The 19,216-nt window shown below is 64.2% G+C and carries 12 protein-coding genes and 8 pseudogenes; 12 read left to right on the top strand and 8 right to left on the bottom strand.

The genetic code is table 11. The features are described from left to right. Positions 1-83: 83 nt before the first annotated feature. Entirely contained in the window at positions 84-830 is a 747-nt protein-coding gene (locus tag G6N08_RS00090) for a CPBP family intramembrane glutamic endopeptidase (RefSeq protein WP_163753139.1), read from the top strand. A gap of 105 nt (positions 831-935) precedes the next feature. On the opposite strand, the pseudogene G6N08_RS00085 reads toward G6N08_RS00090, so the two are convergent. The 3 genes and pseudogenes from G6N08_RS00085 to G6N08_RS20385 all read right to left on the bottom strand — a co-directional run bounded on the left by G6N08_RS00085 (position 936) and on the right by G6N08_RS20385 (position 3,436). Beyond that, positions 936-1,752: pseudogene (locus tag G6N08_RS00085) on the bottom strand (glycerophosphodiester phosphodiesterase). Between the two features lie 4 nt (positions 1,753-1,756). Continuing rightward, positions 1,757-2,782: a DUF4328 domain-containing protein gene (locus tag G6N08_RS00080; protein ID WP_163753125.1), complete on the bottom strand. Its 1,026-nt coding sequence runs from the start codon at positions 2,780-2,782 to the stop codon at positions 1,757-1,759. Between the two features lie 504 nt (positions 2,783-3,286). After that, positions 3,287-3,436: a hypothetical protein gene (locus tag G6N08_RS20385; protein WP_246216552.1), complete on the bottom strand. Its 150-nt coding sequence runs from the start codon at positions 3,434-3,436 to the stop codon at positions 3,287-3,289. A gap of 161 nt (positions 3,437-3,597) precedes the next feature. On the opposite strand from G6N08_RS20385, the gene G6N08_RS00075 reads away from it, so the two are divergent. From G6N08_RS00075 to rraA, 9 genes and pseudogenes are all read left to right on the top strand, one after another. Then, entirely contained in the window at positions 3,598-4,395 is a 798-nt protein-coding gene (locus G6N08_RS00075) for a hypothetical protein (RefSeq protein ID WP_246216551.1), read from the top strand. 219 nt (positions 4,396-4,614) lie between these two features. Continuing rightward, positions 4,615-4,773 (top strand): hypothetical protein, encoded by a 159-nt coding sequence (locus G6N08_RS20065; protein WP_170301251.1) that lies wholly within the window; start codon positions 4,615-4,617, stop codon positions 4,771-4,773. A gap of 141 nt (positions 4,774-4,914) precedes the next feature. Further along, on the top strand, positions 4,915-5,526 hold the full coding sequence (locus G6N08_RS00070) for a superoxide dismutase (RefSeq protein ID WP_163753123.1): 612 nt from the start codon (positions 4,915-4,917) through the stop codon (positions 5,524-5,526). Positions 5,527-5,771: 245 nt separating this feature from the next. After that, positions 5,772-6,305, top strand: coding sequence for a peptidase (locus tag G6N08_RS00065; protein ID WP_163753120.1), 534 nt, complete (start codon positions 5,772-5,774; stop codon positions 6,303-6,305). Between the two features lie 541 nt (positions 6,306-6,846). Further along, positions 6,847-7,245 carry a helix-turn-helix domain-containing protein gene (locus G6N08_RS00060; protein WP_163753118.1) on the top strand — a complete coding sequence of 133 codons (399 nt, stop codon included), beginning with the start codon at positions 6,847-6,849 and terminating at the stop codon, positions 7,243-7,245. Between the two features lie 137 nt (positions 7,246-7,382). Next, positions 7,383-8,038: pseudogene (locus G6N08_RS00055) on the top strand (DUF6474 family protein). An 82-nt stretch (positions 8,039-8,120) separates the two neighbouring features. Further along, positions 8,121-8,611, top strand: a pseudogene (locus G6N08_RS00050) (copper resistance CopC family protein). Between the two features lie 102 nt (positions 8,612-8,713). Beyond that, positions 8,714-9,235 carry an Rv3852 family protein gene (locus G6N08_RS00045; RefSeq protein ID WP_281352664.1) on the top strand — a complete coding sequence of 174 codons (522 nt, stop codon included), beginning with the start codon at positions 8,714-8,716 and terminating at the stop codon, positions 9,233-9,235. A gap of 9 nt (positions 9,236-9,244) precedes the next feature. Beyond that, a pseudogene (gene rraA, locus G6N08_RS00040) lies at positions 9,245-9,747 on the top strand (ribonuclease E activity regulator RraA). Positions 9,748-9,790: 43 nt separating this feature from the next. Here the strand turns inward: rraA and G6N08_RS00035 are convergent. After that, positions 9,791-11,257 carry a flavin-containing monooxygenase gene (locus G6N08_RS00035; protein WP_163753116.1) on the bottom strand — a complete coding sequence of 489 codons (1,467 nt, stop codon included), beginning with the start codon at positions 11,255-11,257 and terminating at the stop codon, positions 9,791-9,793. Here G6N08_RS00035 and G6N08_RS00030 point away from each other — a divergent pair. Then, positions 11,232-12,011 (top strand): annotated as a pseudogene (locus G6N08_RS00030) (TetR/AcrR family transcriptional regulator). The gene G6N08_RS00035 and the pseudogene G6N08_RS00030 overlap by 26 nt on opposite strands. Here the strand turns inward: G6N08_RS00030 and G6N08_RS00025 are convergent. Further along, complete coding sequence (locus G6N08_RS00025) at positions 12,012-13,022, bottom strand: PHP domain-containing protein (RefSeq protein WP_163753114.1); 1,011 nt, start codon at positions 13,020-13,022, stop codon at positions 12,012-12,014. 19 nt (positions 13,023-13,041) lie between these two features. After that, positions 13,042-13,473, bottom strand: coding sequence for a hypothetical protein (locus G6N08_RS00020; protein ID WP_163753112.1), 432 nt, complete (start codon positions 13,471-13,473; stop codon positions 13,042-13,044). A gap of 44 nt (positions 13,474-13,517) precedes the next feature. Here G6N08_RS00020 and G6N08_RS00015 point away from each other — a divergent pair. Next, positions 13,518-14,373 (top strand): annotated as a pseudogene (locus G6N08_RS00015) (LLM class F420-dependent oxidoreductase). Between the two features lie 424 nt (positions 14,374-14,797). Here G6N08_RS00015 and G6N08_RS00010 read toward each other — a convergent pair. Then, positions 14,798-16,250 (bottom strand): annotated as a pseudogene (locus tag G6N08_RS00010) (glutamate synthase subunit beta). After that, positions 16,243-19,216, bottom strand: a pseudogene (gene gltB / locus G6N08_RS00005) (glutamate synthase large subunit); the annotation flags it as partial. The pseudogenes gltB and G6N08_RS00010, both read right to left, overlap by 8 nt.

Genomic DNA, 19,216 nt, shown 5'->3' with positions numbered 1-19,216 from the left:
CGTCGCTTAGCCGGGCGCCGCTCACGCGGACCATTGGGGCGGCTACCGTGTCGGGCGTGACCGCGCTGCCCGGTGAACCCGAAATGCCGCCGGCGCCGCGCCGGACGCTGGGCATCGAGGTCGCCGTTGTGCTGGGCGTCACCTTCGGCGTCAGCGCCCTCACCGCGATCCTGCAGCTCATCGATGAGGTTCTGCGTAATCTGGGCGCGCAGCGGATCCCGATCAACCCGCGACGCTCCTACTTTGACCTGATCGATCTCGGGCTGAACCTCGCGGTCATCGCACAACTGGTCGCCTGGGGTGCTCTGGGGGTGTATCTGCTGTGGCGTAGCGGTGTGAGTCCGGCGCGAATCGGGCTGGGGCGGATCCGCTGGCGGGCCGATGTGCTGGGCGGCACTGGTCTGGCCGCCGTGGTCGGCCTGCCCGGATTAGCCGGCTATCTCGCGGCGCGGACGGTGGGGATTAACGCCTCCGTCATTCCCTCCGGCCTGGGCCCGACCTGGTGGCGGGTGCCGGTGCTGGTTGGGATGGCGTTCGCCGACGGCTGGGCGGAAGAGGTGCTCGTGGTCGGCTATCTGCTGACCCGGCTTGGGCAGCTGGGCATCCGCCCTGGCGTCGCACTGGCCTGCTCAAGTGTGCTGCGCGGTGTTTACCACCTCTACCAAGGGTTTGGTGCCGGGCTGGGTAACTGCGCGATGGGGCTGGTGTTCGGGTATGTGTGGCGCCGCACCGGCCGACTCTGGCCGCTGGTGATCGCGCATGGTCTCATCGACACTGTCGCGTTCGTCGGTTATGCACTCCTGGCCGGTCATCTGGGCTGGCTACGCTGAAACGCCCGGCTCCGGTCCTGGCCGCCGTCATGTGCTGCCCGTCGCCGCCATCGGGGTGCGGCACTGTGGGTGCACTGTGCGGTGAGACATCGCTGCCGCGGATCGTCACCGGCTCGCCGTCGACCCGTTCTGCAGCCAGGCCTTGGTCCGCCGGGGTAGTGAGTGGCGATCCAGGCCACCCAAGATCCCGGCAGAAGGTGACGTCGTCGAACGTATCGACATTCCAACAGTACAGAGCCCGGCCCTGCGCCGCGGCACGGTCGACGAGTTCCGGATGGTCACGCAGCGTGGTGATCGACGGCCCGACGGCGGTGGCACCGACCGCGGTCGCTGCGCTACTGGCCAGATACCAGGCGGCGCGCCCGAGCAACACCGTCGGCAGCAGCGGTGCCGCGCGGCGAATCCGCCAGACCGCGGCCGCCGAAAACGACATCACCACGGCCCGGGATCGGTCGGCGGAGGCCGGCGCGGCAATACCGAACCGGTGCAGCAGCGCTAACACCTTGCTTTCCACCAGTGCGCCGTACCGGACAGGATGTTTGGTTTCGATGAAGATCTTCACCGGACGCCGCCAGTCCAGGACCAGCGCGACGAGGGCGTCCAGCGTCAACAGGCTCGTATCACCATGAGCACCGTCGGGGCGCCAGCTGACATGCCACGCGCCGTATTCCAATTCGCGCAACTGGGCCAACGTCATCGTGCTGACCAAGCCGGCACCGGTCGATGTGCGGTCCAGGCGACGGTCATGGACGCACACCAAGTGACCGTCGCGGGTCAGCCGTACATCGCATTCCACCCCGTCAGCCCCCTCTTTGAGGGCAAGGTCATAGGCCGCGAGGGTATGTTCCGGCCGAGCTGCCGATGCCCCACGATGAGCGACCACAAAAGGGTGCCCGGTCAGCACCCTATCGGCCGACGTCATACCCCTATGCTGCCGGTTCCCGGCCCTGCAGCTCAACCGTGGCGGCGGGGGACAGGGAGCCCTGCCCGTCCACGGGCACCACCACCCACCGATGCGCAGGCCGTTCAATCGGTTTGCGCTCAAACCCATCGAACACTCGCACGAGAGTCGCCAGTGTCGCCGCCGCCAGCAGATAGCCGAGCGTCATCGCGACAGTGTTATTCGCGATTCCCTGCGCGTCGTGGGCCCGACTGGTCGCGATAGCAAAAACCGATACCCCGGTGCTGGCGATCCACACGATCCACCACATCAGGATCGGCCTCCGTAACCGGGCATAGAGCTTTTCGAGCATGGCCAGCTCGATGACGTACACCGGGGCCCACGCCAGGTTCACCAGCGGGACCAGGCAGCCCGCCCACAAACTCCAGCCGGGGCGCGGCTCGTGCCGGCCATAGTGCATGAACGCGGCGGCTCGCCGCGCAATCAGCCATCGGATCAACACCACGGCGCACGCGATCACCGCTGCGATCGCCGCCAGGCTCACTCCTACTCCAAGCCAGACCGCAGCCGCAGCCACCAGCGGGTTCAGCAATGTGTTGCGATTGATGACCAGCAACACGTATCGCACCACATACACCAGTGCGGCGATGGCGAACACCACGAGGGTGGCGAACAAGGTCGTATGTACCGTCGTCGCCGGCGGCCCCTGCCGTACCGGTGACGCCCGCTGCTGGGCGGCTTCGCCGACCTGATCGGCCAGACTCCACCGCGGTATGACGGTGTAGCGCGGAGTGGGCCCAAGAGGTTTGCGTGGCGGCCGCCGCGGCGGCGGAGCACCCGGACGCACCGCGATCCACCGGTAGCCCGGTGGCAGCTGCGGCGCTGGACGCTGGCTGGCGGTGACCGGCGCCTGGGTCGGTCCCTGTGCGCTCCACCGCGGGTCGGCCTCCGGCAACGGCGCCAGTAGCGCGCCGCGGCAGCGGGGACACCACATGCGCTGGCGGTCGCGCACATTCCACCGCGTGCCGCACTGAGAGCACACTTGGATCACCCGCTCAGCCTAACGGCGGCCGGTCTTCGCACGCATCGCGCGTGGATCACGGTCGCCTCCAGACTGGCAGCTCCGCCGCAGTTCGTCGGCTTTTCGGAGATCGGCTTGGCGCTCTCGGCGGTCGGTCGCGGCCCGCGCCACACAGCCGGACGCCCGGTCGACGGCAGGCCGCAGCTACTTCCCGCTATCCACAATTTCCACAGCTTTATCCACAGGGGTTTGTGGGTCAGCACATCATTGACGTCGTGTCAATACGGATATCGATGAGGAACCTGTGGATAACATGAGCCGATCGCCGATCGTCATCGACAGGCCAGCCGCTGGTCGAGCGAAACCCATTGCCGCGCTAACTAAACACAGTGCCCACCGAGCGGACGAATCCACGCACCGCTCAGCGGTGAAATTGCAGCAAAGTATTTGTATAGTCCACTCATTATAAATAATAGAGGCACAGCCTGTGAGAGGCCTGAGACCATGCCTAAGATATCTCAGCAGCAGAGTCAATTATTCGGCTGCATTGCCGCTGGTGTTGCCGTTGCCGGCGCTGGCGTCGTCGCCGTCATCCCGGCCACCCCGCCGCCCGCCGGCCCCCGCGGCGGTGACGTCGCACTCACCGCTGGCGAGGAGGACATCGTCCTCGACCTCGTGCGGCACGGACAGACGGTGTCGACAGGAGTCGTTGCCGGCAACGTGCTGCCCGGGTCGCCGCTGAGCGACCTTGGCCAGGACGAGGCACAAGAGGTGGGAACCCAACTCGCCAATCAGCTCGGCAGCCCGGACGCGGTGGCCGGGATCTTCGAGGGCAAAACATCCGGATGGCGCAGACCGCAGCGCCCTTCGCCGCGCTCGAGCAGGAGACTCCGCACATACTTTCCGGGCTCAACGAGATCGGTGGCGGCATCTACGCGGGCGACCCGTATTCGGGCCCCGGCGGTATCCTCTACGACCTGACCCTGCTGACGTGGGCGTTTGGCTACGAATTCGTGCCGATGCCGGGCTCGTTGGACTTCAACGGGATCGCCTTCGAGGACTACTTCAGCAACGCTGTTGCCACGATGTATGCCGACGCGTTGGCCAACCCGATCGTCAGCGCGAACGGCCAGGTCACCGATGTCGCGTTTTCCGGTGAGGCGGCGATCAGCACCTGGACTCTGCTCAACGCGAAAAACCCCGATCTGGCGATCTTCTTGCCACGCTTCGTCGAAGCGGTGCTCAGCCCGGAAAAACACCCGTTCCTGCCCAACGCCGGCGTGGTGGAACTCGAAGGCAACCCCACGGAGGGATGGACGCTGGTCAGCTTCGACGGGCAACCCATTCCGCAAGATCCGGGATTGCTGACGCAGCTCATCGTCGACTTCCGGGACGTGATCACCCCGCCGCAGATGGCGATCTACAACCTGGTCGAGGCCGCCCTCACCGGCAACGCGACGACGATCCAGGATGCGCTTGCGGCCGGCGTGTACAGCGTCGGCGCCGCGATAGCTCAGTTCCCCCAATCAGTGATCGGTGACATCGGCTACGTGGTGCAGAATCTCGCTGCCGACGTGGCAGCGCGGGATTCAGCCATGGCGCTCATCGATGCGTTCGGGTCGTTGGTCTTCGGGTTGACTTAGCAGGTCGACTGAGCAGGTCGACTGAGCAGGTCGACTGGGCAGGTTGTGGGGCCATCCGTGCTCAGCACTGCCGCTCTCGGGGGTGAACGCGCAGCTCATGACGCTCTCGGCGAGACAATTTTCGTCGAGGTTCACAAGGCGCTATGATCGCGACCACGAGTTGCCGTTGTGATTCACCTCACTGGGGGCCACATTGAACGTGCAGGTCAGGGTGGTTTGATGGTCATGCATCCCATCGGGCCGCGGCCAGCGGCGTCATCGGCGCCGTGGTTTTCCGACTCGCCGGCCTGGAACCGCTCCTATCTCGTCGCGGGTTTGCGCGCCGGGCTGATCGCGCTGGTGTTGCTCGCGATCCTCGCCGTTATCGTTGTGTTCTGAACCGGCCCGCACCGGGTAGGCGTCACCGCAGCGTTGTTGCGGCCGACGCAGTCATGGAGCAGTGTTGAGTAGGGCCGTGCGCCAGCACGGAGCTTGCGAGGAGAGCGTCACAACGAAATCGACGATCAAGGAAGGAACCACGTGGCTGTATACACCTTGCCCGACCTGGACTGGGACTACGGAGCGCTGGAGCCGCACATCTCGGGGCAGATCAACGAGCTTCACCACAGCAAACACCACGCGACATACGTCAAAGGCGCAAACGACGCCCTCGAAAAACTCGAAGAGGCTCGCGCCAAAGATGACCACTCCGCGACCGCCCTGTGGGAGAAGAGCCTGGCGTTCAATCTGGGCGGCCACATCAACCACACCCTGTGGTGGAAGAACCTGTCACCCAACGGTGGTGACAAGCCGACCGGGGAACTTGCGGCAGCTATCGACGACGCGTTCGGCTCGTTCGACAAATTCCGCGCCCAATTCACCGCAGCTGCCACCACCGTGATGGGTTCAGGGTGGGCGGCCCTCGGCTACGATAGCCTTGCCAACAAGTTGTTGGTATTCCAGGTCTACGACCACCAATCCAACTTTCCGCTGGGCATCGTGCCGCTGCTGATGCTCGACATGTGGGAGCACGCCTTCTACTTGCAGTACAAGAACGTCAAGGCGGACTTCGCCAAGGCGTTTTGGAACGTTGTCAACTGGGCGGATGTGCAGGAACGCTACGCAGCGGCCACCTCGAAGACCAGGGGCTGATCGCCGGCTGACCATCGCCGGCTGACCTGGTCTGCGGGCTGCGTCGTTCGCGTAACGCTCCGCACGCTGACTCCGGCTGAACCTGCCCGGGCGCCACATGCGCGTCGTGTGGCGCCCGACTTTCGCCCTGTCTCCCTACCCGTGTCGGCTTGCACGCCACGCACGTGGGGCGCATCCTGGTCTAATCGACGTTTCATCCACCAAATGTCGCGTTACCCCGAATGGGAGGTATAGCGGAGGGCGCAATGGGAACAGGGTCAGGCCGGGCGGTTGAAGTCACCCCGTTCCATTCCCACGGCACGTTGAAGGGGTTCGTGATTTCTGGACGGTGGCCCGATTCGACGAAGGAGTGGGCCCAACTTCTACGGGTCGCGGTGTGGGTGGCATCACTCCCCGGATTGCTCTCCACCACAACGGTGTTCGGCGCTCGCGAAGAACTGCCGGACGAACCGGAACCCGGCACTGTGGGTTTGGTGCTTGCTGAAGGGACAGTCGTCGGTGACTCGGCTATTCCACCCGGCTATTTCTCCGATCAGCAGCCGCCCGCATTAATGATGCTGCACCCCCCGTCGGAAACCACACCGTCACTGCCGGAATGTGCTGGGGCGGCATCGGGCTGCGTACTGCTGCCCGGGCTGCCGCATCTGGGCCTGGAACACCGCGCGGCCTGGGTCGAAGCCGAGGCCGACGGTACCGTCACCTCGATGGTGAGTCGGGTCGGCGTCGACCCTATTAGCCATCCCGACACTGCGATCCTGGCCATGCTGCTTGCTGCATAACCGGTGTCAAATTCCCGAGCCCGGCTTGGACCGGGGGCGCCGCCACTCAGTCGGGCCACGTCCCCGAAAGCCCCGAATGTATCGGCCCGGTGGCGGGTGAACCCGGTCGCTTAGCCCTCTGTCGCCGACGCCGGCAGGCGGCCATGACGGCCGGTTCTGCACGCGCCATTGGACGCTTGCCGCGATCCCCCAGAACCCACAGCAAAGTGGTTTCCGGATTCGACACAATAGTGTGTGCGTTGCTTGACGCCGGGTGACGTCAGCGGCGTAGGACCGCCAGATTCCCTCAGACACTATAACCGTAACGCTCCGCTACCCAGTGTCTGTAGTGCATCCCGTGGATACGAGCCGAAATCCGCGTCCTTCGGGATTGCTCTGTGGGAGTAGCTTCACGTTTCTCGATATCCCTACCACGCAGGTTGCCGCCGCGTCAGCGATTTGTGCAGTTTGCACTTGGTTGTGGACACAACTCTCGCTACCATGATCAGCAAATACGTGCAGGCAACCATTCACTCTCGCAAGCCCGGTGGAGGTCATATCGATGAGCACGACGTTCGCTGCCCGCCTGAACCGACTGTTCGACACCGTATATCCGCCTGGACGGGGACCGCATACCTCCGCTGAGGTCATCGCAGCGCTGAAGGCCGAGGGCATCACGATGTCGGCTCCTTACCTCTCGCAACTGCGCTCCGGCAACCGCACGAACCCCTCGGCAGCGACAATGGCGGCGCTTGCGAACTTTTTCCGGATCAAACCGGCCTACTTCACCGACGACGAGTACTACGAAAAACTCGACAAGGAGTTGTCGTGGCTGGCCACCATGCGGGACGAAAATATTCGCCGCATCGTGGGGCGGCTGGTTGACTTATCGCCTGAGGCCCAGCAAGACATCGAAGATCGTGTCAACGAGCTACGCCGTAAAGAGCATCTGGACACATGAGCTTTCGCGGGTGGCATAACGCGGCCATCTGCCCCATCTGTCCCTCACCTGGCCCACAGCCGTCGACCGCTGCCGATTAGGGTGGGCTCGGATCGCACACGTCGCGAGAGTGCACGACAATTCGGGAGGCGGCGGGAATGGGTCTGTTCCGTAAGCGAAAGAGCCGCGCGACTCGTCGCGCCGAGAGCCGGGCGCTCAAGGCCCGCGCCAAGCTGGAGGCCAAGCTGGCCGCAAAGAATGAAGCACGGCGCATCAAATCCGCCCAGCGGGCTGAAGCCAAAGCGCTCAAAGCGCAGTTGCAGGCTCAGCGGGAGAGCGATCGTGCCGCGCTCAAGATCGCTGAGGCCCAACTCAAAGCGGCTCGCGAGGGTAAGCTGCTGTCACCTACTCGTATCCGCCGGGTTTTGACGGTATCTCGATTGCTCGCCCCGATCCTGGTGCCACTGGTGTACCGGGCGGCGATGGCGGCCCGTGGACTCATCGACCAGCGTCGCGCGGACCGGCTGGGCATCCCGTTGGCCCAGATCGGGCGATTCTCCGGGCATGGTGCGCGACTGTCGGCCCGGGTGGCCGGTGCCGAGCACTCACCCGAGCGGTGCAGGACAAGAAACCCCGAGACGGCGAAACCCAGCAGTTCGTGGCCGCCGTGAGTGACCGGCTAGCCGATCTGTCCGCCGCTATTACCGCTGCAGAAACCATGCCCGCTGCACGTCGACGCGCCACCCACTCCGCGATCGCCAGACAGCTCGACGGTATCGAAGCCGACTTGATGGCGCGATTGGGGCTGGAATGACCGTCACACCATATGGCCGCTCGCGCGTCCGCCGCCTCGGGCTGAACGGTGAAAGTGGCGCAGCATGACAAACATGATGCGGATGGTCGCCGTCGCCGTTTTGGTCACGGCGCTGCTGGTGTCGTCGAGCGCTCTGGCGGCGGCCCATGCCACCCGGGTAGCAGCCGACCCACCCGAGAATGCCGCGGTCACGACCAGTCCCGCACGTGTCACGGCCACCTTCAATGAAGAGCTGCAGAGCGGCTTCGCCGCGATGACCGTTGTCGGGCCGGACGGCAACATCTGGTCCACTGGTCAACCGCAGGTGCGGGTGCCACCGTCAGCATCGCATTACGCCCCCTGGGCCCGGTCGGCCCCTACACGGTGAACTACCGCGTGACCTCGGCTGATGGACACGTGGTAGCGGGCTCATGGTCGTTTCGGCTCACCGTGCCCGGCACTGGCCGCCCCGGCCCGCCCACCTTCCCCACTCACCCCGGTGACGGTGTCCCGCTCTGGCCGTTCGTAGCCGCGACCTTGGCAGTGGTGGGCGGCGCTGCGCTGTGGGCGGTGCGGCGGCAGTTCTGGCGGTGAGCCCGCGCCGGACACTGCGGCCGTCCGTGCTGGCATGATGGGTCGGGACTGCTGGTGTTCGCGACGGGCGCGCGCGACGAGACACGGCAAAGGAGCAGCCACATGGCAGACCCGCAGGATCCACCCCGCCAGCGCGACACGGAACCGGCGCCACCTGACAGGGTGCCTGATATCGCCTCCACACCGGATTCATCACAGCCGCCCGCAACGCCCCCTGAGCCAACGGTAGAGCCGCCCGCGGAAAAAGCAGTTAAGAAAGCGCCGGCCAAGAAGCCAGCCGCTAAGGCCGCAAAGAAAGCACAGAAGGCGCCGGTTAAAAAAGCCCCGGCAAAAAAGACGGCCACCAAGAAGGCAACGGCTAAGAAGGCTGCCGCTAAAGCCACTGAAGCTGCCCAGCCGAAACCAGCCGACCAGCGCCGGATCGAAACCAACGGTCAGCTAGCCACCGCAGCCAAAGAGGCAGCTGCACACGCGAAGTCGGCGGTCGCCGCCGCCCGCAATCCGATGACGGACGACACCTCCGCTCCCGCCCCCACCCGGTTCTTCGTCCCGATGACGGTAGCTATTGCCGCCAGTTTGTTAGCGTTACTGCTGCTGCGCCAACTCCGCCGTCGTTTCGCCTAATATGTCACGGTGCCGGTAACCTTCCGGGCCACCGCGGATTTGGTTGATGCAATCGGTCCCGGTGTGCGCAGCTGCGATGTGCAGTTCCGCCAGTTCGGTGGCCGTACCCAGTTCGCCGGAACGATCAGCACGGTGCGCTGCTTTCAGGACAACGCGTTGGTCAAATCGGTGCTCGCCGAGCCGGGTCATGGCCGGGTGCTGATTGTTGACGGCGCCGGGTCACTGCACACCGCACTGGTCGGCGACGTTATTGCCGGCTCGGCATACGCCAATGGGTGGGCGGGGCTGATCATCTACGGAGCGGTCCGGGATGCCGCCGCGCTGCGCGAGATCGACATTGGTATTAAAGCACTCGGCACCAACCCGCGCACGAGCACCAAGACCGGTGCCGGTGAACGTGATGTGGTGGTTCACCTGGGGTGATGTTCGTGCCCGGCGATATCGCCTACAGTGACGACGACGGTATTGTCGTCGTCACTCCCGCGCCATCGCCGACCCCGAGGTCGGGCTAGAGCTGCGGCGTCCGAGCTTTCACCCCTATCACTGGCGCACTGTCTAAACGGTGACCGCGGCAGTGTGTTTGCTGAACCGCAAACCTTCGTCGGCAATCTTGCCGTACCGGATCAGCCGTAGGTCCAGCAGGTAGTTCTGATTCAACCGCCACGGTGTGCGTGAACCCTGTTTGGGCAGTTCATCAAGCGACCGCAGCACATAGCCGGGGGTGAACTCCATAAAAGGCCGCTCATCGACGTGCGGCCCCGGATGTTCCGGCACAACCGTGTCAAATCCGTTGGCGTCCATGTAGTTCAACAGACGGCAGACAAACTCTGACACCAGGTCGGCCTTCAAGGTCCACGAGGCGTTGGTGTAGCCGACGGTGTAGGCCAGATTGGGGAGGCCGGAGAGCATCATGCCCTTGTAGGCCATCGTCCGGGTCAGGTCCACGGGCTGTCCGTCGACACTCACGGTCGCACCACCGAATAGCTGTAGGTTCAATCCCGTGGCGGTGACGATAATGTCAGCCGGCAGCTCACGCCCGGAGCGTAGCGCGACACCGGTCGCGGTGAACCGCTCAATCGTGTCAGTCACCACCTCGGTCTTGCCGTGGCGGATGGTGCGAAACAAATCCCCGTTGGGCACTAGGCACAGCCGTTGGTCCCACGGGTTGTAGCGGGGACCGAAGTGTGTTTCGACGTCATAGCCTTCGGGCAGCTGGCGTTTGACCAGGTCCATCAAAATTTTGCGCATTCGCGTCGGCAGCGTCCGGCAGGCCTGGTAGACGAGCGACTGGCGGAGCACGTTTTTCCACCGGATCACGGTGTAGGCCTTCTCATCAGACAACCATTTGAGCTTGTCCGCCCACGGCTCCCGGTCAGGCTGGGAGACGATATATGTCGGCGAACGCTGCAACATCGTGACATGGCCGGCTCCGGAATTCACCAGTGCCGGAACCAAAGTGACTGCGGTAGCGCCGCTGCCGATGACGACGATGTTCTTGCCCGTGTAATCGAGGTCCTCGGGCCAGTGCTGCGGATGAATAATCGGCCCGGTGAAATCCTCCGCACCGGCGAACGTGGGCGAGTAGCCCTGCTCGTAGTTGTAGTACCCGCTGCATAAAAACAGGAACGAACACGTTATCGACTGTTCCGCACCGTCGTTTTCGACGCGGACGGTCCAGTGATTCTCTGCGCTGGACCAGTCGGCACCAATCACTTTGTGGTTCAGCCGGATGCGCTTGTCGATGCCGTACATCACGGCAGTGCTTTTCAGGTATTCGAGAATCGGCTGCCCCTCCGCGATGGACTGGTGCCCGGTCCAGGGCCGAAACCGGAAGCCTAAGGTGTACATATCCGAGTCTGAGCGAATGCCTGGATAACGAAACAGATCCCACGTGCCGCCCATGCTCTGGCGCTTCTCCACAATCGCGTAATTCTTCGTTGCGCAGCGTTCTTGGAGGTGCCAGGCCGCGCTCACGCCTGAAATGCCAGCCCCGACGATGAGGACATCAAGGTGCTCAGTCATACGGCCACCGTATCAACACACTGTTGATAGAGTCAACACTGCGTCGATATTGTCGACATGGCGTAAGCTCGGGGTCGTGACCGGTCCTGCTGTCCGTCCCCCTCCGAGCCGCGGCCGGCGTTCCGCACGTCCTTCCGGTGACGACCGTGAACTGGCGATCCTGGCCACCGCTGAACGCCTGCTCGACGAGCGGCCGTTGCCCGATATCTCGGTGGACGACTTGGCTAAGGGTGCCGGCATCTCCCGGCCGACGTTTTACTTCTACTTCGCTTCCAAGGAAGCGGTGCTGCTGACCTTGCTGGATCGGGTGGTCACCGAGGCGGACACCGCGCTGGAACGCCTCATTGAGAGCCCGCCGGGCCACCGTGAGGAGATGTGGCGCATTGGTATTAACGTGTTCTTCGAGACGTTCGGGTCACACCGGGTGTGACTCGGGCCGGGTGGGCAGCCCGGGACATCAGTCCCGATGTTCGCCAGCTGTGGTCGACGTTCATGCAGAAGTGGATCACGCACACCGCTACCGCCATCGAGGCTGAGCGCGCCCGGGGCACGGCGCCAAACACCCTGCCGGCACGGGAGCTGGCCACCGCCTTGAACCTGATGAACGAGCGGGTGCTATTCGCATCGTTCGCCGCCGAACAACCCTCCGTGCCGGAAGCCCGTGTGCTGGACACGCTGACACATCTGGGTCACCAGCATCTACGGTGACACCAGCTCAGGGACAGGTCTGCCGACCACGCGGCCGGAGAGCTGATCAATCCTGCGAGCCTGCCCAGGTGAGCAATTGCTCGACCGGCCAGGTGTTGACGATCCGGTCAACGGGTACTTTGGCGTCCAGGGCACGCTGTGCGCCGTAGCCGAGGAAGTCGAGTTGGCCGGGCGCATGCGCATCGCTGTCGATACTGAACAGGCAGCCGAGATCACGCGCCAGATTCAGCAAACGCATCGGCGGGTCACGCCGTTCCGGGCGAGAGTTGACCTCCACCGCGGTCCCGTGCTCGCGGCAGGCGGTGAACACCGCCTCGGCGTCGAAGCTGGACTCGGCCCGGATTCCGCGGTTACCCGCAACTAGCCGACCGGTGCAATGGCCGAGTACATCGACGTGCTCGTTCGCCACGGCCCGCAGCATCCGGCGGGTCATCGCTACTGAGTCCATCGCCAACGTCGAATGCACACTGGCCACCACAATGTCGAGGCGGGCCAGCAGCTCGGGCTCCTGATCTAGGCTGCCGTCGTCGAGAATGTCGACCTCGATGCCAGTCAGGAGGCGCATCGGGGCGAACTGCTCCCGTAACCCCGCGATCACCTCTAGCTGTCGGCGCAGCCGTTCCGGGGACAAGCCGTTGGCGATCGTCAGCCGCGGTGAGTGATCGGTTAACGCGCAGTACTCATGCCCCAACGTCTGCGCAGTGGCTATCATCTCCTCGATCGGCGCGGAACCATCCGACCAGTTTGAATGCAGATGCAAATCACCACGCAGCGCTGCCCGGATCTCGCCGCCACCCAAGTCTGTTGCGGCAGAGCGTAATTGCACCAGAAGATCAGGTTCACGACCCGCCCACGCCTGGGCGATCACCTGGGCCGTCTTCGGTCCGACGCCCGGCAAGCTCTGCCAGCTGTTGGCTCGGCCGTGACGTTCGCGTTCGGCGTCGTCCAGGGCCGCCAGGACATCGGCTGCCCGCCGGTAGGCCATCGCCCGCCGCGGATCATCGCGGGCCCGATCTTTGTAGTAGGCGATCTGCCGGAGCGCGGTCACCGGATCCATAGCCTTCAGTGTGCCCGCGTCACCCCAGCTGCCCTGCGATGAACCCTGCGAACACCACTCCGAAGCCGCCGATTTCACCGACGATGAGCATCGTCATGGACACCGCTGTGCCCCGGGTGCGCCGTTCGAATTGGTTGGTGGTGTCGCGGAGCAGGCCATGAGTGATATAGCTGACCGTGGCCGCCAGGAAGAAAAACACCGCTACCATCGCCGCGGTCAAGTTCACCCACGCCGGCCAGGCGCTCAGTTCCACGAAGACCGCGATCAGCAGGGTCGCGAACGAATACAGGAGCGCGGCCCGGTGCGCGATATCGACATAGGGATGAGCGCGGTGATCCTCGGCGCTCACCATCTGGCGGTACTTCCAGACACCGAGGCCCAGCGCAAGCATAAAGAGCACGCCGGCCCCCAGCAGCGTGATTGTGGTGTCCAGACCAAGGTCGCAGCTCATTGCGCGCCGAGTGTAGTCGCGTGGTCTCCGGGTACTTTCAGATCATGCGATTCGCCTTCAAAACCTCGCCGCAACACACGACCTGGACCGACATGCTGGCCCTCTGGAAGCAAGCCGACGATATCGAGGTCTTCGAGTCTGGATGGACGTTCGACCACTTCTATCCGATCTTCTCGGATTCCACCGGCCCCTGCCTGGAAGGCTGGACCACGCTGACCGCGCTCGCGCAGGCCACCACGCGGCTTCGGCTGGGCACTCTGGTGACCGGTATCCACTACCGTCACCCCCGCGGTGCTGGCCAATATGGCCGCAGCACTTGACATCATCTCCGGTGGCCGACTCGAACTGGGCATCGGCGCCGGCTGGAATGAAGAAGAGTCGGGCGCGTATGGCATCGAGTTAGGCAGCATCAAAGAGCGCATGGACCGATTCGAGGAAGCCTGCCAGGTGCTGACCAGCCTGCTCAGCCAGGAGACCACAACCTTCAACGGCCGTTACTACCAGCTCAAAGACGCTCGCAACGAGCCCAAGGGCCCGCAGCGCCCGCACCCGCCGATCTGCATCGGCGGCAGCGGCGAAAAACGGACGCTGCGCATCACCGCGCGGTATGCCCAGCACTGGAACTTCGTCGGCGGCCCGGCCGAGGAATTCGCCCGTAAGCGCGACGTGCTGGCCGCCCATTGTGCCGATATCGGCCGGGACCCCGAGGCGATCACGCTTTCTGCGCACCTTTTTCTGGGGCCGGACCGCAACTACGGGCAGGTCATCGAGAACGCGGCGGCGCTGGAAGCCGAAGGACTGGACCTGGGAATCGTGTATATCGCACCGCCGCATGACCCGGCCGTGCTGCAGCCGCTGGCTGAGGCCATCCGGGACTCGGGCTTATGCGATCGAGAGTGACCGGCTGGCCGGGTCATGCGCGGCAGCCGAACCGCCCCGCCTGGTTGAGGCCGGGCGATATCTCCGCGCCATCGCCCTCAGATAACAATTTAATAAAACTGAGCAAATGTCGATGCGGTAGCCAGCGCGCGCGTCAGCCTGGACTACACCCCGAAACGCAACAGATCCTCAGCTGTGACCAGCCGTTCGTGCTTGGCCGGGAACTCACGGCTCTTCAACGGGTGTCGGAACAATGACCAGGCGATTCGTCCCACCCGTGACTGCGGTATTGCGGTGAGAGGCACGGTGATCACTCCAGCAATCGGTCGACTGAACCTGGACTCCACTTTAACGCAGAGCCACATCCGGTTATTACACACCCACCAGCTGGCAAACGCTGAGCGACTCGCCGAGCAATTATCGGCGCTGTTCCATGAAAGCCGGGCTAGCGTTGCGGCGCGGTCGTCGCCTTGATCGGGACCGGCAGCGCGCTGCTCCCCATCAGGTAGCGGTCCACGGCCGCCGCCGCAGCGCGGCCCTCGGCGATCGCCCACACGATCAGTGACTGACCCCGGCCCATGTCGCCGGCGACAAACACGCCGGGCACCGAGGTGCTGAAATCGTCGCCGCGGGCCACGTTACCACGGTCGGTGAACTCGACGCCCAGGTCGGTGAGCAGCCCCTCTTTCTCCGGGCCGACAAACCCCATCGCCAGCAGCACCAGGTCGGCCCCGAGTTCGAAATCGGTGCCCTCGACCTTGACAAACCTGCCGTTCTCCATTCGCACCTCATGCCCCCTGAGCCCGGTGACATGCCCGTTGCGGCCGACGAATTCCTCAGTGTTAACCGAGAACACCCGCCCTCCTCATGGGCCGCCGACACCCGATACATCAGGGGATAGGTTGGCCACGGGTGGATTCGGCGCGGGTGTCCGGCGGACGGGGCATGATCTCAAACTGGTGCACGCTGATCGCGCCTTGCCGGTGCACGGTACCCAGACAGTCGGCCCCGGTATCGCCGCCACCGATGATCACGACCCTCTTGCCTTTGGCTGTGATCGGTGGCTGACCGTCCGGCCCGAGCACGTCATCACCTTCCTGTACCCGGTTAGCCCATGGCAGATACTCCATCGCCTGGTGGATCCCATCGAGTTCACGACCGGGAATGGGCAGTTCACGCCAGGCGGTGGCGCCACCGGCCAGCACCACCGCGTCGAACTCGGCGCGGAGCTGATCGGCTGCGATGTCCACCCGACGTTGACGTTGGTGCGAAATTCGGTGCCCTCCTGTTGCATCTGTTCCAGCCGGCGGTTGAGGTGACGCTTTTCCATCTTGAATTCGGGAATCCCGTAACGCAGCAGGCCTCCGATGCGGTCGGCGCGCTCGAAGACGGTCACGCTGTGACCGGCACGGGTTGCTGAGCGGCGGCAAGCCCGCCGGCCCTGAGCCGACCACCGCGACGGTTTTGCCGGTCAGCCTGTCCGGCGGCAGCGGCCGCACCCAGCCTTCCTCGAAGGCGCGGTCGATGATCTCCAGCTCGATTTGCTTGATAGTCACCGGGTCCTGGTTGATCCCGAGCACACATGCCGGCTCGCATGGTGCTGGACACAGCCGCCCGGTGAAATCCGGGAAGTTGTTGGTGGCATGTAACCGTTCGATCGCGTCGCGCCACCGGCCCCTGCGCACCAGATCGTTCCACTCCGGGATCAGGTTACCCAGTGGACACCCGTTGTGGCAGAAGGGAATACCGCAGTCCATACAGCGGGTTGCCTGGCGTCGCACGATGCGCTCGTCGAAGTCTTCGTAGACTTCGTTCCAGTCGCGCACACGCAATTCCACCGGTCGACGTTTCGGCAGCTCCCGGTGGGTGTACTTCAAAAAGCCCGTCGGGTCAGCCATGGGCAGCCGCCATCACTGCCTGGTCGACGTCGGTGCCGGTGCGCTCCGCCTCAGCGATCGCCTGCAGCACTCGCTTGTAGTCGCGTGGCATCACTTTGGCGAAGTGCCGCTGTTGTGTTGGCCAGTCAGCCAGGATGCGTTGGCCGACCGCGGAATCAGTGGCATCGACATGCATTTCGATCATGCTGTGCAGCCACTCGAGGTCGTCCTCGTCCAGTTGGTCAAGATCCACCATTTCGGTGTTGAGGTGGCTCGGGAAGGTTCCATCCGGGTCGTACACGTAGGCCACACCCCCCGACATGCCCGCCGCGAAGTTGCGTCCGGTGCGGCCAAGTACGACCACCCGGCCGCCGGTCATGTACTCGCACCCGTGGTCACCGACTCCTTCGACCACCGCATGCGCGCCGGAGTTGCGGACCGCGAACCGTTCGCCGACCACACCGCGTAAGAAGGCCTCGCCGCTGGTGGCACCGAACAGGATCACATTGCCGGCGATGATGTTATCTTCGGCGACATAGTTTTCCGGCGTGTTGTCCGGGGGACGGATCACGATACGGCCTCCGGACAAACCCTTTCCGACGTAGTCGTTGGCGTCACCGTATACCCGCAGCGTGATGCCTTTGGGCAGGAACGCTCCGAAACTGTTACCTGCAGATCCGTCGAAGGTGATGTCGATGGTGCCATCCGGCAAACCTTGACTGCCATATGCTTTCGTCACTTCGTGGCCAAGCATCGTGCCCACGGTACGGTTGACGTTGGAAATGGTGGTGGAGAAGCGCACCGGGGTTCCGGAGTCCAGCGCCTCGCGGCTCATCACGATCAGCTGCTGGTCGAGTGCTTTGTCCAGACCGTGGTCCTGGCTGGAGCTGCAGTACAGATCCTGATTCATAAATGCCGACTCCGGCTCGTGTAGCACAGGAGTCAGGTCGAGTTTGTGCGCTTTCCAGTGCGCGCGCGCCAGGGTGGTGTCCAGCGAACCGACCTGACCGACGGCCTCGTTGAGGGTCCGGAAACCCAGCTGTGCCATGTATTCACGGACTTCCTCAGCGATAAACAGGAAAAAGTTCTCGACAAACTCGGGCCTGCCGGTGAAGCGCTGGCGCAGAATCGGGTTCTGCGTCGCTACACCCACCGGGCACGTGTCGAGATGACATACCCGCATCATGACGCAGCCGGACACCACCAACGGTGCTGTGGCGAAACCGAACTCTTCGGCGCCCAGCAATGCGGCGATCATCACGTCGCGTCCGGTCTTAAGCTGCCCATCCACCTGGACCACGATCCGGTCGCGCAGGCCGTTGAGCAGCAATGTCTGCTGTGTTTCGGCCAGCCCCAGCTCCCATGGCGCGCCGGCGTGCTTCAGTGAGGTCAGCGGCGCCGCGCCGGTTCCGCCGTCGTGCCCGGAGATCAACACCACGTCGGCGTGCGCCTTGGACACACCCGCGGCGACTGTGCCCACGCCGACCTCGGCGACCAGCTTGACGTGAATCCGCGCCGCAGGGTTGGCATTCTTCAAGTCGTAGATCAGCTGCGCCAGATCCTCGATGGAGTAGATGTCGTGGTGCGGCGGCGGGGAGATCAACCCGACCCCGGGGGTCGAGTGCCGCACCTCGGCGATCCACGGATACACCTTGGCGCCCGGAAGCTGCCCGCCCTCACCGGGTTTGGCGCCCTGGGCCATTTTGATCTGGATGTCGGTGCAGTTCGTCAGGTAGTGCGAAGTGACGCCGAACCGGGCCGAGGCCACCTGTTTGATGGCGCTGCGGCGCCAGTCACCGTTGGGGTCACGCTCGTAGCGGCTGGCGTGCTCGCCGCCCTCCCCCCAGTTCGAACGTCCACCCAGCCGGTTCATCGCAATGGCCAGCGTCTCGTGTGCCTCGGCCGAGATCGAGCCGTAGCTCATCGCCCCCGTCGAGAAGCGCTTGACGATCTCACTGGCCGGTTCCACCTCATCGAGCGGCACCGGCGGACGCACACCCGTTTTGAACTTCAGCAGCCCGCGCAGTGTGGCCAGCCGCTCGCTCTGATCGTCGACCAGCTTCGTGTACTCCTTGAAGATTTTGTACTGGCCGGTGCGGGTGGAGTGCTGAAGTTTGAAGACGGTCTCGGGGTTGAACAGGTGATACCTCCCTCACGGCGCCACTGGTATTCCCCGCCAACCTCCGCTCGCGGTGCGCCCGGTCGTTAGGCCGATCCAGGAACGCCAACCGGTGGCGATCGGCGACGTCGGCGGCGATGTCGTCGAGGGTGATCCCACCGGTGGGACAGCTCAGACCGGTGAAATATTCGTCGAGCACTCCTGCGAGATGCCCACCGCCTGGAACAGCTGCGCTCCGTGTAGGACGCCAGCGTGGAGATGCCCATTTTCGACATCACTTTCAACACACCCTTGCCGGCGGCTTTGATGTAGTTGCGCAGTCTCACGGTCGATGTCTTCGAGCACCCGCGGTCGATCATGTCTTCGATTGACTCGAACGCCATGTAGGGATTGATGGCTCCGGCACCGAAGCCCACCAGCATGGCCATGTGGTGCACCTCGCGGGCGTCGCCGGACTCCACCACCAGCCCGACCCGGGTGCGTAAACGCCCGGACCAGATGGTGGTGCACCGCCGACACGGCCAGCAGCGACGGGATCGGGGCCATGGTTTCGTCGGACTCGCGATCGGAGAGGATGATGATCCGCGCGCCGTCGGCAATCGCCGCCGACGTTTGCGCCCGGACCTCGTCCAGCGCGGCCTTCAGGCCTGCGCCGCCCTCGGCCACGGGTAGAGGCACCGAATCACCTGGGAACGTAATCCGTGCCGACGGCCGTTGACCTCGATTTCGGGGTCGAGGTTGATCAGCTTGGCCAGCTCGTGGTTGCGCAGAATCGGCTGCTGCAAGACGATCTGGCGGGTGGAATTTCATCGGGGTTGAGCAGATCGCCTTCCCCCGATGACGCCCTCGCTGGTCACAACCTCCTCGC

It is taken from the genome of Mycobacterium botniense, assembly GCF_010723305.1.
GTDB classification, from domain to species: Bacteria; Actinomycetota; Actinomycetes; order Mycobacteriales; family Mycobacteriaceae; genus Mycobacterium; species Mycobacterium botniense.
This window is presented reverse-complemented; position numbering and strand designations above follow the sequence as displayed.

What these genes read in the sequence shown, in the direction of transcription:
- G6N08_RS00025 (WP_163753114.1), bottom strand. Translation starts at nt 13,022, where the DNA reads ATGGATCCGGTGACCGCGCTCCGGCAGATCGCCTACTACAAAGATCGG.
- G6N08_RS00020 (WP_163753112.1), bottom strand. Translation starts at nt 13,473, where the DNA reads ATGAGCTGCGACCTTGGTCTGGACACCACAATCACGCTGCTGGGGGCC.
- G6N08_RS00045 (WP_281352664.1), top strand. Translation starts at nt 8,714, where the DNA reads ATGGCAGACCCGCAGGATCCACCCCGCCAGCGCGACACGGAACCGGCG.
- G6N08_RS00075 (WP_246216551.1), top strand. Translation starts at nt 3,598, where the DNA reads ATGGCGCAGACCGCAGCGCCCTTCGCCGCGCTCGAGCAGGAGACTCCG.
- G6N08_RS00090 (WP_163753139.1), top strand. Translation starts at nt 84, where the DNA reads ATGCCGCCGGCGCCGCGCCGGACGCTGGGCATCGAGGTCGCCGTTGTG.
- G6N08_RS00060 (WP_163753118.1), top strand. Translation starts at nt 6,847, where the DNA reads ATGAGCACGACGTTCGCTGCCCGCCTGAACCGACTGTTCGACACCGTA.
- G6N08_RS00065 (WP_163753120.1), top strand. Translation starts at nt 5,772, where the DNA reads ATGGGAACAGGGTCAGGCCGGGCGGTTGAAGTCACCCCGTTCCATTCC.
- G6N08_RS20065 (WP_170301251.1), top strand. Translation starts at nt 4,615, where the DNA reads ATGGTCATGCATCCCATCGGGCCGCGGCCAGCGGCGTCATCGGCGCCG.
- G6N08_RS00035 (WP_163753116.1), bottom strand. Translation starts at nt 11,257, where the DNA reads ATGACTGAGCACCTTGATGTCCTCATCGTCGGGGCTGGCATTTCAGGC.